The following is a 15,502-nucleotide window of genomic DNA, read 5'->3' as shown; positions in this document are numbered from 1 at the left end:
CATTTTTTTTGTTCGGTTTTGGTCCTTCGAGAAGGACTATTTACTTAATTTTCAAAGCCAGCCTATGTTGGCGGTGCTTTACCAAAAGTGCATCCACTTCTTTTTTCTGGCTCTTTTAATGTTGTCCCGGATACCGTCGATCTCCTTACCATCCAGGGCATGACGAACTGCTAATTTATAGTGATCTATCGCCTTGCTATATTCACCTTGCACTTCGTGCAACCTTCCCAAGTCATTGTAAATGAAAGATTTTTGAACTCCGACAACATGCATCGCCTTAGTTAATAGTTTTTCCAGCTCTTGCCATTTGCCCATATCAAACAACAGCTGCGCCATATGCAGATATGGTGCATGATATTCAGGGGCATATTTCAAGGCCAGCTTTAAGTGCATTTCTGCCAGCTTAAAATCAACTATATAGTAAAGGTGTAGCCAGCCAAGGTGGTTATGAGCCTTGGCATAGATAGGTTCCATTTCCAAAGCCTCATGCAGAAGGTCTTTTCCTTCAAGCCATTCTTGTCTTTCAAAGGCTCTCTCAGCATCAAAAACATACTGTTGTAGTACTCGAACGGTCATGGTTTCTCAATTTTATAGTTATATACTTAATAATATTAAGACCGGACTATGATGGCTATACTCAGGAAAAGTTTGAAATTATAGCTAATAAAAAAGCCCGACCTTCAAGGATCGGGCTTTATATAAGCAGATAAATATTATCTATTCTATATAAAATGCACCGATCCGGATATGCCTGCAAAATCCACCAGGAACTGATGTGGCGTTTGATGGCAATACTTGCTGCGATATTTGATCTTTTGTGTAAATCATTTCTTCCTTATAACAAAAAACCCGAGTCTTACGAGCCGGGTTTATATGATTCTTTGTTTAAAATCTATACTATCCCAAATCGTAATACCACTTGCAGGCAGCATCGCCCGATTCCGTGAATGTGATATTAAGATTGTGCATATTCATTTCTTTTTCTTTTGGAGATGCAATAATTGTAAAATTATTTTTTACCGGCAAGTGAAATCTTGTTTTTTTTAGTCATTAATAACATCCCTGAGAGGATACTCTCATCCACTAATTTATGCCAGGGAGTTATGATTTGAATTTCTTAACTTAAGTAAGTTTTGTTATAATGAACTAAATTTCAATATGTTATGATCATGATAGTGAGAGGTAGTTGTAACATTGAGACAGGTGTAATACCTGTTTAAAAACCGTACTCCGGATAATCTTCAGAAAACTCGGAGTCCTTTATAACCGGATTGATCTTAATATCTGAAAACTCGTAATGTTCGTATAAACCTTTGTCATCATAGACCTTCATTACCAGAGGTACCATAATTTGTTTATCTATTACCAGCAACATTTTTGGAGAGTAGTCATTGGGAATGGTAATGACCTGTCCTTCGGAGACATCGTAATAGTCTTCAATACTCTTATTGGCTTCAAGGATCATATGACTACTGAGCATGTATTTGTCGGCAATTGACGAAATTGTTTCATTACGGCCAACGGTATAATTTGAGTATTTAAAGTTTGGGTTTTTAAATTCCACCTGCCAGCAGTTCTTGTTTTTCCAGGTAGTAGATTCCAGTGAGGTTAAGCTATGTATCTGCGACTGATACTTATTAAACAAATGTTCAAGTATTGCTACCACCTGATCATAGCCTGCATCATGAATAGTGTGATGTTGTTCTTTTCTCATTCTGCTGCCATGCGGGTCGAGCTTAAGGTTGAGCCAGGGAAAGCCGTTCGGGTTGATAAGGGCCGAATGATCCCCCTCTTTAAATAACACCTCCAAACCATCGTTAGGATATTCCTGCCTCGTATACACCTTAAACGGATTTCTCTGGAGCTTCACAAAAGAGGTTTGAGAAGTCATTTTTCCTTCAATGCGCTCCATCTTTTTCATTCGGTAAATGAGTGTTTTTATTTCCTTGGTAGCTAAAAACATCTTTTGGGTAACCTCAGGGCCGGTGAGTGTTTGACCGTGAGATATAAAAAATGGTGAACTCAGAAAACAAAAGGCAGTAATAAAAAGATTGAAATTTATAATCACGTAAAAGAAATTTAAAGTATACTAATCTATAATTTGATTTAAAAAATGCAGATTTCAAAGAGGTATCTAAGGATTATTAACACAAACATCGATAGTACTTGAAAAGTTGAAATTATATTTAATTAATTATCTTCCGCTAAATCAAGGACATATAATTAACTGAAACGTTTCCATTATAGACCGATATTAAAAACCGGCATAATTTGATTTGCGCTATTCTTACCATATATCCATAGGTTTGGCAGAGTTTAATTATATTTGAATAGTGTGATGCTGAAAAAGACAATTACTATATGAATAAAAACTGTTCTTTGCTGCTTGTATCCCTTTTGCTGGCCTTTTGGGCCTGTGACACTGATGAAGTGGAACCTGATGAGGAGCGCCTTGGGGCGGCCTTTTTTCCATTGAAGGTAGGGTTGTACAATATCTATGATGTAGAGAACATCGATTACAAAATAACAGGAGAGGTACTAACGTCGAATTTCCAAAGAAAAGCAGAAGTTGTAGACTCATTTAGTAATCAGGCAGGTACAATATCATATATAGTGCATTATTCAACCCGGGAAACCGAAAATGATTCCTGGGAGTTTTCAACTGCATGGACTGCCCGAAAAGATGGAAACCAGGCAATTCTTATTGAAGAGAATATTCCCTATATAAAAATTTCCTTCCCGGTCGAAAACGGCAAAATTTGGAATGGAAACGCATTAAATGCCCTGGATTCCAATCTGTATGAAATGGATAGCCTTTACAGCCGGTATATAACTCCCGCTCAGGATACCATAAAAAGTACACTGACCGTAATACAGGGAGATAATCAGGATTTTACTGTAGAACTGGACAGGCGATTTGAAATTTACGGACTCAACATCGGGTTGGTATATAAAGAAGATATATCCTTACAGTATTGCACAGATACCGACTGCCTCGGGCAACAGCAGATAGAAAGTGGCCATGAGTACAGACAATATCTGATTGATTATGGAGGTGAGTAATGGAACTGCCCAGTCCCGGCCGGTAAAATAGTATGACAACATGTTGAAAAAACACCCGATATTGATAGTATTTGTTCTTCTCAGTCTCAGCCTTCGGGCTCAGGTAAACAGATACGTGGTTTTTTTTAGTGACAAAGCAGGCACGCCATATTCAGTAAATGTGCCTGAGGCGTTTTTATCTGCCAGAGCCATTGCCAGAAGAGAGGCACAGAACATACCCGTAACTAACGCTGATCTTCCTGTGGACCCCGATTATGTGTCAGGAGTAAATGCTACGGGAGCGGAAGTATTCTTTACCACCAAATGGTTGAATGGAGCTCTTATTCAGGCTGATGCAGGTGTGATCAGCTCAATAGAAGCACTGGCTTATGTGGACTCAGTAGTGTATGTTGCACCAGGCTCAAAGCTGAGCTCTTCAGGCAGGTTGTCAAAAGTTGAAGAAGAACTTCAGGTCGAAGAAGTTACAGATAATCAATTGGGTATGCTAGGGCTTGATCTGCTACATCAGGAAGGTTATCGGGGTGAGGGGCTGATCATTGCCTTTTTTGACGGCGGTTTTAAAGGTGTGAATACCGTAGATGCCTTTCAGCATATTTATGATGACCACAGGCTGCTATATACGATGAACCTTGTGGAGAATAATGATAATGTATATCAATACAGCACCCATGGTACAAGGGTTTTTTCGGCAACTGCAGCATTTTTAACAGATGCCTACGAAGGGAGTGCATACAATGCAGACTTTATGCTGTTTGTTACCGAAGATGCAGGCTCCGAATATCGAATTGAGGAATATAACTGGCTGATTGCGGCAGAAAAAGCTGACAGTGCCGGCGTTGATATAATCAATGGATCTGTTGGGTATTTTGATTTTGATGACGCAGGCATGAACTATACCTACGAAGACATGGATGGTAAAACCACTATTATCAGCCAGGCAGCTACATTTGCTGCCGATCGTGGGCTGCTGATAGTAGTGAGTGCCGGAAACGAAGGCAATAAAGCATGGAAGTATGTAACAGCACCTGCCGATGCCCAAAACATACTTTCCGTAGGCTCTGTCGATGGCAATGGACAGATCAGTAACTTCAGTTCCCTGGGGCCAACTTCTGATGGTCGAATTAAGCCGGAAGTTATGGCGTATGGTGGCGGAACCTCAGTGATCAATGATTTTGGGAGCATTATTAATGGTGCCGGTACATCCTTTGCAACACCACTTATTACCGGGTTGGCAGCCTCTCTTTGGCAGTTATATCCTGATCTTTCAAATAAAGAGCTGATCTCGTTCATCCTTGAGCACAGCAGCAATACTGATACACCCAATAACCAGTATGGCTACGGAATCCCCAGTTACCGGTTCATAGTATCAGGCGCGGAGCCTGAAGAATCGTCATATTTTTCGATATACCCAAACCCTGTAACCACGGATTTGCTGAATATAAGATTGAAGCAGCGCATGGAGAATGTAAGTATCCGTATATACAATGTTACCGGGCAGTCCGTAGGAACTTACGAGATTACACCCTCCGCATCCATGACCGCCACCATTTCACTGGGAGAACTAAAAAAGGGCATTTACCTTCTTGAGCTTCATTCCAGTCAGGGAGTGGAGAGTTACAGAATAGTGAGATACTAAACCATATTTTTCTATCTTTGCGGCATGGATAAACCAATAATAGCCCCATCAATATTGGCAGCAGATTTTGCCAATCTGCAGCAAGAAGTTGAAATGCTTAATGAGAGTGATGCTGATTGGATTCACATTGATATAATGGATGGAATATTTGTTCCTAATATTTCCTTTGGGATCCCCGTAACAGAAGCGATCAGTACACATGCCAAAAAGCCTCTGGATGTACATTTGATGATCGAAAAGCCTGAAAATTATGTGGAAGCTTTCTATAAAGCAGGAGCTGCTTCCATATCGGTTCATTATGAGGCTTGTCCTCATTTACACCGTAACCTGCAACAGATAAAAGATCTGGGATGTAAGGCGGGCGTGGCCATTAACCCCCATACTAATGTACAACTGCTGGAAGATATTATCCATGATATTGATATTGTATGCATGATGTCAGTCAATCCCGGTTTTGGCGGGCAGAAATTTATAGAGCACACGTATGCCAAGGTAAGGCAGCTAAGAGAAATTATTGTTGACGCCGGAGCGCACACACTTATTGAGATCGACGGAGGTGTTAATCAGCAAAACGCAAAACCCCTTCTGGATGCGGGAGCCAACATTCTGGTAGCAGGAAGCTTTGTGTTTAAATCTTCTGATCCCAAAGACACAATAACCAGCCTGAAGAACGTTTAGTCATCAGCGAAAGTCACTGGATGAAATTTAAACTGATATTCTCATTTTTTGTACTTGTTACCCATGGACTATGGGCACAAACCGGAAAGGTTAATGGTATAGTTCAGGATGAAAAGGGCAGTCCTCTTACAGGGGTGAATATTCAGCAGGAGGGTTCATCCACAGGTGTATTTACAGGAAAAGCTGGAAATTACGCTATTGATATTGATCCGGGAGAAGCGGTTACACTCTTATTTACCCATGTAGGGTACACACCTGAAAAACGCTCTGTAACGGCCAAAGCAGGCGAAACAATTCAGCTTAATGTGACTTTGACTGAAACAACCGAAGTGCTCACAGGAGTACAAATTGAGGGAGAAAGGGACAATAGGGATGAAGTAAGTGTAACCCGGATTAAACCCAAATCACTTGAAAGCCTGCCTACTGCTTTTGGGGATTTCAATAAAGTACTGACTACACTGCCCGGCGTGGTAAGCAATAATGAGCTTTCTTCAACATATTCGGTTAGGGGAGGAAGTTTTGACGAAAACCTTATTTACGTCAATGATATTCCTGTTTACAGGCCATTTTTGATTAGCAACGGGCAGCAGGAGGGCCTGAGTTTTGTAAACAGTAACCTTGTTGAATCAGTAGAGTTCTCCGCCGGTGGCTGGCAGCCCAAATACGGAGATAAGCTCTCATCGGTATTGAATGTAGATTATAAGAAGCCTTCTGAATTTGGAGCCTCCCTGACTTTAGGCTTGTTGGGAGGTACCGCCCATGTGGAAGGCGCCACCAAATCGGAGAACATTACTTATGTGGCCGGCGTAAGGCACAAGTCAGCCCAATATTTGCTTAACACGCTTGAAACTCAGGGTGAGTACCTTCCTAAGTTTACAGATCTTCAGGCTTATATCAATTTTAAACTTGATGACAGAACCTCATTAGGCGTGTTAACATCATATGGCCGAAACCGCTACTTTGTAAAGCCCCAGAGCAGGGAAACGGAATTTGGCACATTTGACCGTTCTTTCAGGCTTTTTGTAGGCTTTGCAGGCCGCGAAATACTTGAGTATGATACCTACCAGGGGGGGGCGAAATTAACCAGAAAATTATCTGACAGGTTCAGGTCCGAACTCATAGCTTCCGGAGTTTATGCCCTGGAGCGGGAGTATACAGATGTTGAAGGCGCCTACAGGTTATGTGATGTTGATAAGAATCTGGGGTCAGACACTTTTAACGAATGCGTTTACATCAGAGGCATAGGTAGTAACTACGACTACGGGCGTAACAACCTTGAAGCTAACATTATCAACCTTGAGAATAGAAATACCTATACTGTCAATGACAAAAATACTCTTGAATTCGGACTTGGCTACTCATATCAAAATATTGACGATCAGCTTAATGAATATACTTTCAGAGACTCTGTTGACTTTGTAATTGACATTGAGTCCCTGCAGGCTGATAATGAGATTTCCAGTGAACAGTACACCGGACATATCCAGCACACGAGTGACCTTACAAAGAGAATTACTACAACCTATGGTGTAAGACTCAACTACTGGACACTTAATGAGCAGCTACTGGTGAGCCCGAGATGGCAGGTCTCTTTCCGCCCAGGTTGGGTGCGGGATGTGGTATTCAAAGCAGCAGCAGGTGTTTATCAGCAGCCTGCCTTCTATCGTGAACTGCGGGATCAAAATGGAGAGCTAAATACGGACCTGAAAGCCCAGAAATCAATACACTTTATTGGAGGAATGGATTATAACTTCAAATGGTGGGGCAGGGACTTTAAATTTATTGGTGAGCTTTATTATAAAAGATTGAGGGATGTTGTCGCGTATGATATTGATAACGTTAAGGTACGTTACTATGCAAATAACAATGCAAAAGCTTACGCTACCGGACTTGACCTTCGGGTAAGCGGTGAATTTATAGAAGGTACGGAGTCGTGGTTTAGCCTTGGGCTTCTTAATGCACAGGAGGATGTAGACGGTGATGGCAGAGGGTATATCCGGAGACCTACCGATCAGCGGTTGAATATAGCCGTATTCTTTCAGGATCATTTACCTAACAATCCAACTTTCCGGGTCAGCCTGAATTTGTTCTTCGGTAGCGGCCTGCCATTTGGCCCTCCGCAAAATTTTGAAAAGAGAAACGTATTTAATGGAGATACGTATAGGAGACTGGATATTGGCTTCTCAAAACTCTTTTACCTCAATAGGGAAAAGTATGACGAGGAGCGACAACTGATGCTAAGTGCAGAGATACTGAATGTATTGGCGGTGTCCAATGCTATATCTTATACCTGGGTTACAGATGTGAGCAATAACCAGTTTGCCGTGCCCAATACATTATCGGCAAGGTTTTTGAATGTAAAGCTTTCTATTAAAATTTAACTGTTAAACATGAAAAATTCACTTAAGAGCATTTCGTATTTATTAATGATCGGACTGGTAGCCTTTGGTTGCTCTCAAAGATCCGTTACCCGGGTAAGCCCAGACCAGCAGATCGACCTTAGCGGACGCTGGAATGATGTGGATTCCAAAATGGTGGCTAATAAAATGGTACAGCAGTTTCTGAATAGTCCGCGCTACCAGCAATATGCCAGTGATAATGGAAAAACACCGGCTATTATCGTTGGTTATATCAAAAACAAAACAAGTGAGCATATCGATTCTGATAACTACATCAAAAAATTTGAGCTTGAAATATTTAATTCTGGCCTTGCCGACCTGGTAGAGTCTCCTGAATTCCGTGAGAAGCTGAGAGAAGAAAGAGCTGATCAGCAGGAGTTTGCATCTCCGGAAACTGCAGCCAAATGGGGTAGAGAGTACGGTGCTGACCTGATGCTTTTTGGCACCATGACTTCTGAGACTGATACTTATAATAAGAAGAAAGTAGTTAACTATATTACCACCCTTTATCTTACTGATATGGAAACCAATAAAAGGGTTTGGTATGGTCAGGAAGAGATCAAAAAATATATAGAAAACTAAAATTTAGTATTCCATCTAACAATATATCACGGCAGATCATTGCGTAACCACTCCGGAATTTTGATCTGCCGTGAAAATAACCTGCCATCAGGCACCCGTTTGTCTATTTAATCATGCTAGCTTCACTCTTTGAATGATCAATTTATATAAGAGTTTAATTTTCAGTATTTTATTGCTATTTACTTCATGTGCTACCTATTATGAAGTCAACCGCGAGTTTAACGCCAGTTTTGAAAAGGGCAGGCTCGAAGAGGCTGATAATGTATTGGCCAGAAAAGAGAAGAAAATAGAAAAAAGTAAAGAACGTCTGCTTTACTACCTGAACAGGGGAGTGGTACTCTCCCTGCTGGGTGAATACAGGGAGAGCAATGAGTATCTGGAAAAGGCCTACCTCTATACAGAAGATTATCGAACCAATTATTTAAACGAGGCAGCCGCCATGTTGAGTAATCCGACGTTTACTGCCTACCGTGGCGAGGATCATGAAAACCTGATGGTATTATACTATAAGGCACTTAACTATTTAAAACTTGGTGAGTATGATAATGCCCTGGTAGAATGCCGGCGACTTAATATTAGGCTCAACCAGCTTAGTGACAAATATAAAAGTGAAAAGAAGTATCAGCAAGATGCATTCATCCACACCCTGATGGGCATTATTTACGATGCCAAGAAAGATTATAACAACGCCTTTATCGCTTACAGGAATGCTCTTGACATCTATCGCAATGATTACCAGGAGATGTTTAACGTGCATGCCCCCGGACAGTTAAAGGAAGACCTGCTGAGAACAGCCTACCTTACAGGTTTCATGGATGAATATGAGCTATTTAAAAAGGAATTTGGCATGGAAGACTATAAATACGAGCCAAATGACGGAGGCACACTGGTTTTTTTCTGGAACAATGGACTTGGCCCTGTTAAAAGTGAATGGAGCATCAACTTTGCTGTCTTACACGGTGCTGGCGGGGTTGTGAATTTTACTAATGATGAGTATGGCTTTAACTTTCCATTTACTGTTCCTTATAATGAAGAAGATCAATCCACGAGCCTGAAAGACCTCGAGTTTTTCAGGGTGGCATTTCCAAAGTATACAGAAAGGCCGGAATACTATACCCAGGGCTCACTGCAAGCAGGCAATAAAAGCTATAATTTGGAATTAGCAGAGGATGTTAACGCCATAGCTTTCCGTAGCCTGCGCGAACGTATGCTCAAAGAATTTGGGAAAGCGCTATTGAGAGTGGCATTGAAAAAGGCGGCCGAACATGGTGCAAGAAAAGAAGATGAAGGATTGGGAGCAGCTGTTGGTTTCCTGAATGCACTGACTGAAAAGGCGGACACCAGGAATTGGCAAACATTGCCCCATAGTATTTATTACACCCGTGTACCCCTTGATCAGGGACAGGAAAAGGTAACTTTGATGCTGAAATCACCTCAAACGGGTACTTCTCATGAGGAAGTTTTTGAGTATCAGGTACAAAAAGGAGAGACTATATTCCAGACATACTCAGCCCTTGACTATAAATCAGTATTGGATTGGTGAAATGACTAAATCATGTTTTTTCTCATTTTTTGATCCCAAAATTTGATTTAATTGCTTAAAAGGCCTTTATTCGAGGTTATTAATACAAAAATATATTTAATTACCCTATAAAGAGTTGACACATGAAGAAGTTAAGTTATCTATTCGTTGCATTAATGTTATTTGTTGCTGGTAATACAGCAGTTGCCCAGGATGAGGAGATCAGCAACGAGGATTTGAGAAGATACGCCCTGATGATGGAAGTGGTTGATGCCATGAAGCAAGAGATAAGTGATATTACCAATGATATGATCAGAAATCAGGAAGGTATGTCAGGAAAGAGATATATGGAACTATCTGCTGCTAAAGGAGATGAGGCTAAGCTTAATGAGCTTGGTGCCAAAGAATTTGAGAAAAAATTCATGGAACTTGTTACCAAAGAGCAGGACGAGAGAAAAGAAGCCATTGGTGAAGTAGTGCAGGTACTGGCTACAAAAATGTTGCCTGGCGGTGGAAAAACATATAAAGCAATTAAATCAGGATTAGCTTCAGACGAGTCATTGAAAGCAAGATATGAGAAAATCGAAGCACAGATGAAGCTTAAAGAAGATGGTGATGCCTGATCACTGAATTACTCCGGAGACAAAGTGAAAAAGCCTGCAATTCGATTTGCAGGCTTTTTTATTTCCGTTTTATCCACACCATGCACTGTCAAGGATTACGCAACCCTCAAAGCCTTTCGCCTTGTTTTCACAACTGCTTTTTCCTATGGTCTGCTTTTTACTTACAAACTTTCCAGCCAAGTCTCCGGCCTTTCAATCTTAATTACATCCTTGATTTATTCAAAAAAGTACTATATTGGATAATTATTTATTGCTAACTACTCAAAGTATATGTTTTCAGAAAATGAAATAGCGACCATGATCGAGATTCCGGCGATACATGAAGCTACAATTGCTACCAGGACAGATTTTATAAGTTCAGAAGCCAGTATGCTGGATATTTCAGAGCATGATTTCCTTTCGCTGATCATGATGACTCCCGCAATGGGTTTGACTCTGGCCAATGGGAGTGTGAGTTTATTCGAAGAACTCGGCTTAAATAAAATGGCTCGTAAAATGTCAAAGGGAGGTTATTTTCTTAAAGTAGACCCCGTAGCTCATGCCATGAAATTTGCATTGAAAAACTTCGATTCATGGGAAGATAAATTTCTGAAAGTAATCCGCATTGCCATGGATGCAACCTTTGATATGCAACTTTTGAAAAACCTGAAAGGAAGCAACCTTGAAGATCCTGTTAAAAGCTTTGCCAGGGACCTGATGACAGTACCTTATATATTTGTTCGCTTTTTAAGCACTATGGTACTAAATGATGAAGCTGATATCGTAGACCACAGAAGTATTTCGCAGGTAGAGTATGATAAGATCATTGAAATAGGGAAAAAGCTGAACATTGACAATTTGCCGGTTTTTGAGTCTTTTTGCAGGACATTTGATGTTAAATAGCATCGCTTTTGTGATGCAGTGAGCATAATATTTTTTAATATTGCCAGTTCTAATTAAAACCTTACATAAGCTGCTTGGGGCACGGCCTGAAAAAAGTGGCATTGGTTTTGATTTTAAGACACGTAAAATGATCATAAACGGCTTACGTACATTTTTTTTGGCTTGCCTCTACATGCTCCTCCTTGCTGCGACTAATCAATTATTAGCGCAGGATGAGAAGAATGTATCCATACCTTTGGATCATTTTTATGCCGATCCTGAATATAATAATGGATTGAGAAAGCTATTGAGTAAATTACATTTTAGCTTCTCCACCGGGTATGGAAACACCTTCTACCGTCAGGATCTCTCTGATTTTTCAGTATTACAACAACCCGGCACCACACCTGTCATATTTAGCAATGAACTCAACACTGGCGGTGGCAGCCTTAGCACCGGATATACCTACTGGTTCAACGATATAGCAAGTGATAGCAACATCAGCATTAACCCTGCTAATGCTTTCTTAATACAGGCAGATACAGCAGACTTGAAGTTCAAGGGATCGGGGATGAGTATTCCCTTAAACCTGTCTATACACCTTGAATTTGACAGATATAGAATAGGAGGGGGGGCTACTTTCGAATATCACCGGCCTGGTAAGTTTAAGCCCAGCGATTTTGAAAATGAAATAGGTACCTACGAGCCCAATTTTGGAAGTGTATTTTATAAGAAATACTATGCCCTACTTGGAGTCAGGGTTTACCGCTACTATGAGTACAGCCTGTCGGTTGATGCCAACATAGGCGCTTTTAACCTGACTAACAAATTCAATAAGAGCATTATCCAAAAGGGTATTTATGTTAATATCGGACCGACCATCGAACGTGATATGTCTGAGTACTTCAGGCTTTTTGTCAGACCGAGTTTTGATGTTAAAAATTTCACATTGAATATTCCCGAAACTGACCTGTCTATAAGTCAGTCTATGAACGCCTTCTATATCAGTTTCGGATTCACTTATCGTATTCCTGAACTTCGAAAATGTTTTCTTAAGCAGTGTACCACTCAGGTAAACCACCAGCATGGCAACAGGGAGTACAGAAGCCGTGTGCATCCTTTCTATAAAAAGCAGAACCCACATCATGGAGAAAACTATCCGCGCCTGATCAAATACAAGAAGAAAAACAAGAAAAAGCTACATGCCTATTAATTGACACTTTCGGATCGGGTAAACAGGCACAAATGGCTGTCCTCCGAGAGTTACAACACACCACAAAATGAATTGAAAACCGGATTGTATTTTTTATAGATGGATGAGTGGAGGTATAAGGCGTACATGCGGGGGTGTGAGCGTGAAAATGAAGCATGTTTTAACGCATTTGCAGCCTCATTTAGAGCATCAAATGGCAATAAGCCAGTGGCAGGCAATAATTGTACGGAAACGTTGTTAATTGCTGATTGAATTGCTTAAATTCGCCATGATTTTTTGATAACAATGGACTTTAACATTACATATGGCTGAAGGAGCAAATGAGAATATCATCCCGATTAATATAGAGGATGAAATGCGTGGAGCCTACATAGATTATTCTATGTCGGTTATTATTTCGCGGGCATTACCGGATGTAAGGGATGGCTTAAAGCCCGTGCATAGAAGGATACTTTTTGGAATGCTCGAATTGGGGGTAAATTATAATAAACCCTATAAAAAGTCCGCCAGAATTGTCGGGGAAGTGCTGGGTAAGTACCATCCTCATGGGGATGCGGCCGTTTATTCTACCATGGTGCGTATGGCCCAACCCTGGTCATTGCGATACCCTTTGGTAGACGGGCAGGGAAACTTCGGCTCCATAGATGGTGACTCTCCCGCGGCTATGAGGTATACCGAAGCAAGACTGAAGCGAATAGCTGAAGAAATGCTTACTGATATAAACAAAAATACTGTTGAGTTTCAGCCTAACTTCGACGACTCGCTGAAAGAACCTACCGTATTGCCGGGGAAGCTGCCCAACCTTCTCCTGAATGGTACCTCGGGTATTGCAGTAGGCATGGCCACTAACATGGCACCACACAACCTTACCGAAGTAGTCAACGGGATTACTGCCTATATTGACAACAACGATATTACTGTTGCAGAACTTATGGAGCATATTACCGCTCCCGATTTTCCGACAGGAGGTATTATATATGGGTATTCTGGTGTAAAAAGCGGGTACGAAAACGGCAGAGGTAGTATTGTTATGCGTGCCAAAGCCGACTTTGAAACCACCGGTACCGGCCGGGAACAAATAATTGTGACCGAAATACCTTACATGGTAAACAAGGCCAGCATGATTGAGAAAACTGCTGCCTTGGTTAACGAAAAGAAAATAGACGGCATCTCTGATATCAGGGACGAATCCGACAGAAACGGGTTGAGAATAGTGTATGACCTGAAGAAGGATGCCATTCCGAATATTGTACTTAACCATCTGTACAAATACACTCAGCTACAATCTTCTTTTGGAGTAAATAATATTGCCCTTGTAAAAGGAAGACCCCAGACGCTGAATCTGAAAGACATCATCAAGCACTATGTAGAGCACCGTCATGAGATTGTGATCAGGAGGACAGAGTACGAGCTTGATGAAGCAGAGAAAAGAGCACATATCCTGGAAGGCTACCTTATAGCCCTGGATAACCTGGATGAGGTCATCGAACTTATAAGAAAGTCTAAAGACCCGGATGAAGCCCGAGACGGGTTAATTCAAAAGTTTGATCTGTCAGAGATTCAGGCTAAAGCCATCCTGGAAATGAGGCTGCAGAGACTTACAGGTCTTGAAAGGGATAAGATCCAGAAAGAATATGCTGAGGTACAAGCCCTGATCAAAGACTTGAAAGACATACTGGCTGACGAAGACAGAAGAATGCAGATCATTAAAGACGAGCTGACTGTATTAAAAGAAAGGTACGGTGATGACCGACGTACTGATATCGTGCATAGTGCGGATGACATCTCTGTTGAAGATATGATACCTAATGATGAAATGGTTATTACAATTTCACATCAGGGTTATATTAAGCGGTCTCCTTTGTCAGAATACAGAACCCAAAGCCGCGGAGGTGTGGGATCGAGAGGAGTTACCACTAAGGATGACGATTTTACAGAGCATTTATTTATAGCACGGGCGCATAATTATTTATTGATATTTACCGAATTTGGTAAGGTATTCTGGAAGAAAGTGTATGGCATACCTGAAGGAGGTAAAACTTCCAAAGGAAGAGCTATCCAGAACCTGATCAATATTGAGCCGGGAGATACTGTTCGGGCTGTAATCAATGTAGATAGCCTCACGGACGAGGAATATGTAAATAATAACTTCGTGATGATGTGTACTGAGAATGGTACCATCAAGAAGACAGCTTTGGAAGCATACTCCAGGCCACGGCAAAATGGTATCAACGCTATTACTGTAAAAGAGGGCGATCGCCTTCTTGAGGTGAAGCTTACCAACGGAAATAACCATATTGTAATTGCCAAAAGAAATGGTAAGGCAGTACACTTCCATGAGGGTGGTGTACGCTCTATGGGTAGAACGGCTTCTGGTGTAAGAGGTGTGACCCTGGAAAGTGATGATGACAGGGTAGTAGGCATGGTCTGCATCAATAGGGAAGAAGCCAACCTGCTGGTAGTATCTGAAAAAGGTTATGGTAAACGCTCACCTGTAGACGACTACAGAATCACTAAAAGAGGTGGTAAAGGTGTAAAAACCATCAATGTAACAGAGAAAACTGGCAAGCTTGTTGCAATCAAGGAAGTAATTGACTCAGATGACCTAATGATCATCAACAGGTCAGGAATTACAATCCGACTGGAAGTCAGCGGCTTAAGAGTTATGGGACGTGCCACTCAGGGTGTGAAACTGATCAGGCTGAATGAAAATGATGAAATATCTTCAGTGGAAAAAATCGAGAAGATAGAAGAGGAAATTGAGCTTGATGAGGACGGAAACCCGATAGCACCGGTAGAAAATATCGATGACGCCAACAGCACAGAAGGCAGTACCGGTAAAGAAGATGCCGATGATAACGAGGAAAATAATTCAGAAAAAGAATAACTTTATATAAAACCAATTGATTTAAAACAGAACAAATA

12 protein-coding genes are annotated in these 15,502 nt (G+C 41.1%); 10 read left to right on the top strand and 2 right to left on the bottom strand.

The genetic code is table 11. The annotated features are described in order from the left end of the window. Window positions 1–78: 78 nt before the first annotated feature. Window positions 79–576 (bottom strand): O-linked GlcNAc transferase, encoded by a 498-nt coding sequence (locus LVD17_RS22845; protein WP_233761677.1) that lies wholly within the window; start codon window positions 574–576, stop codon window positions 79–81. A gap of 640 nt (window positions 577–1,216) precedes the next feature. Continuing rightward, window positions 1,217–1,921 (bottom strand): DUF1571 domain-containing protein, encoded by a 705-nt coding sequence (locus tag LVD17_RS22840; RefSeq protein WP_233761675.1) that lies wholly within the window; start codon window positions 1,919–1,921, stop codon window positions 1,217–1,219. A 440-nt stretch (window positions 1,922–2,361) separates the two neighbouring features. Between LVD17_RS22840 and LVD17_RS22835 the strand changes: the two genes are divergently transcribed. The 10 genes from LVD17_RS22835 to gyrA all read left to right on the top strand — a co-directional run bounded on the left by LVD17_RS22835 (window position 2,362) and on the right by gyrA (window position 15,464). Then, window positions 2,362–3,063, top strand: coding sequence for a hypothetical protein (locus LVD17_RS22835; protein ID WP_233761673.1), 702 nt, complete (start codon window positions 2,362–2,364; stop codon window positions 3,061–3,063). A 40-nt stretch (window positions 3,064–3,103) separates the two neighbouring features. Further along, complete coding sequence (locus LVD17_RS22830) at window positions 3,104–4,699, top strand: S8 family serine peptidase (RefSeq protein ID WP_233761671.1); 1,596 nt, start codon at window positions 3,104–3,106, stop codon at window positions 4,697–4,699. Window positions 4,700–4,723: 24 nt separating this feature from the next. Continuing rightward, entirely contained in the window at window positions 4,724–5,377 is a 654-nt protein-coding gene (rpe, locus tag LVD17_RS22825; RefSeq protein ID WP_233761669.1) for a ribulose-phosphate 3-epimerase, read from the top strand. A 20-nt stretch (window positions 5,378–5,397) separates the two neighbouring features. Next, window positions 5,398–7,758 (top strand): TonB-dependent receptor, encoded by a 2,361-nt coding sequence (locus LVD17_RS22820; protein WP_233761667.1) that lies wholly within the window; start codon window positions 5,398–5,400, stop codon window positions 7,756–7,758. Window positions 7,759–7,767: 9 nt separating this feature from the next. Further along, window positions 7,768–8,358 carry a penicillin-binding protein activator LpoB gene (locus LVD17_RS22815; protein ID WP_233761665.1) on the top strand — a complete coding sequence of 197 codons (591 nt, stop codon included), beginning with the start codon at window positions 7,768–7,770 and terminating at the stop codon, window positions 8,356–8,358. Window positions 8,359–8,491: 133 nt separating this feature from the next. Next, window positions 8,492–9,901, top strand: coding sequence for a COG3014 family protein (locus LVD17_RS22810; protein WP_233761663.1), 1,410 nt, complete (start codon window positions 8,492–8,494; stop codon window positions 9,899–9,901). Between the two features lie 122 nt (window positions 9,902–10,023). Then, on the top strand, window positions 10,024–10,503 hold the full coding sequence (locus LVD17_RS22805; protein ID WP_233761661.1) for a hypothetical protein: 480 nt from the start codon (window positions 10,024–10,026) through the stop codon (window positions 10,501–10,503). 270 nt (window positions 10,504–10,773) lie between these two features. Continuing rightward, window positions 10,774–11,385, top strand: a complete 612-nt coding sequence (locus tag LVD17_RS22800; protein WP_233761659.1) for a hypothetical protein — start codon at window positions 10,774–10,776, stop codon at window positions 11,383–11,385. Window positions 11,386–11,425: 40 nt separating this feature from the next. Next, window positions 11,426–12,577: a hypothetical protein gene (locus LVD17_RS22795; protein ID WP_233761657.1), complete on the top strand. Its 1,152-nt coding sequence runs from the start codon at window positions 11,426–11,428 to the stop codon at window positions 12,575–12,577. 304 nt (window positions 12,578–12,881) lie between these two features. After that, the gene (gene gyrA / locus LVD17_RS22790) at window positions 12,882–15,464 is read left to right on the top strand and encodes a DNA gyrase subunit A (RefSeq protein ID WP_233761654.1); all 2,583 of its coding nucleotides are present in this window, start codon (window positions 12,882–12,884) and stop codon (window positions 15,462–15,464) included. Window positions 15,465–15,502 lie beyond the last annotated feature (38 nt).

Origin of the sequence: Fulvivirga ulvae (assembly GCF_021389975.1) — a bacterium.
Taxonomy (GTDB): domain Bacteria; phylum Bacteroidota; class Bacteroidia; order Cytophagales; family Cyclobacteriaceae; genus Fulvivirga; species Fulvivirga ulvae.
The sequence above is the reverse complement of the archived record's forward strand: the minus strand, read 5'-3'. Positions and strand labels throughout refer to the sequence as shown.

Bases quoted from the DNA above. Each gene is read 5' to 3' on its own strand.
- LVD17_RS22800 (WP_233761659.1), top strand. From the start codon at position 10,774: ATGTTTTCAGAAAATGAAATAGCGACCATGATCGAGATTCCGGCGATA.
- LVD17_RS22805 (WP_233761661.1), top strand. From the start codon at position 10,024: ATGAAGAAGTTAAGTTATCTATTCGTTGCATTAATGTTATTTGTTGCT.
- LVD17_RS22810 (WP_233761663.1), top strand. From the start codon at position 8,492: ATGATCAATTTATATAAGAGTTTAATTTTCAGTATTTTATTGCTATTT.
- LVD17_RS22820 (WP_233761667.1), top strand. From the start codon at position 5,398: ATGAAATTTAAACTGATATTCTCATTTTTTGTACTTGTTACCCATGGA.
- LVD17_RS22845 (WP_233761677.1), bottom strand. From the start codon at position 576: ATGACCGTTCGAGTACTACAACAGTATGTTTTTGATGCTGAGAGAGCC.
- LVD17_RS22835 (WP_233761673.1), top strand. From the start codon at position 2,362: ATGAATAAAAACTGTTCTTTGCTGCTTGTATCCCTTTTGCTGGCCTTT.
- LVD17_RS22815 (WP_233761665.1), top strand. From the start codon at position 7,768: ATGAAAAATTCACTTAAGAGCATTTCGTATTTATTAATGATCGGACTG.
- gyrA (WP_233761654.1), top strand. From the start codon at position 12,882: ATGGCTGAAGGAGCAAATGAGAATATCATCCCGATTAATATAGAGGAT.
- LVD17_RS22830 (WP_233761671.1), top strand. From the start codon at position 3,104: ATGTTGAAAAAACACCCGATATTGATAGTATTTGTTCTTCTCAGTCTC.
- LVD17_RS22840 (WP_233761675.1), bottom strand. From the start codon at position 1,921: ATGAAAAAGATGGAGCGCATTGAAGGAAAAATGACTTCTCAAACCTCT.
- rpe (WP_233761669.1), top strand. From the start codon at position 4,724: ATGGATAAACCAATAATAGCCCCATCAATATTGGCAGCAGATTTTGCC.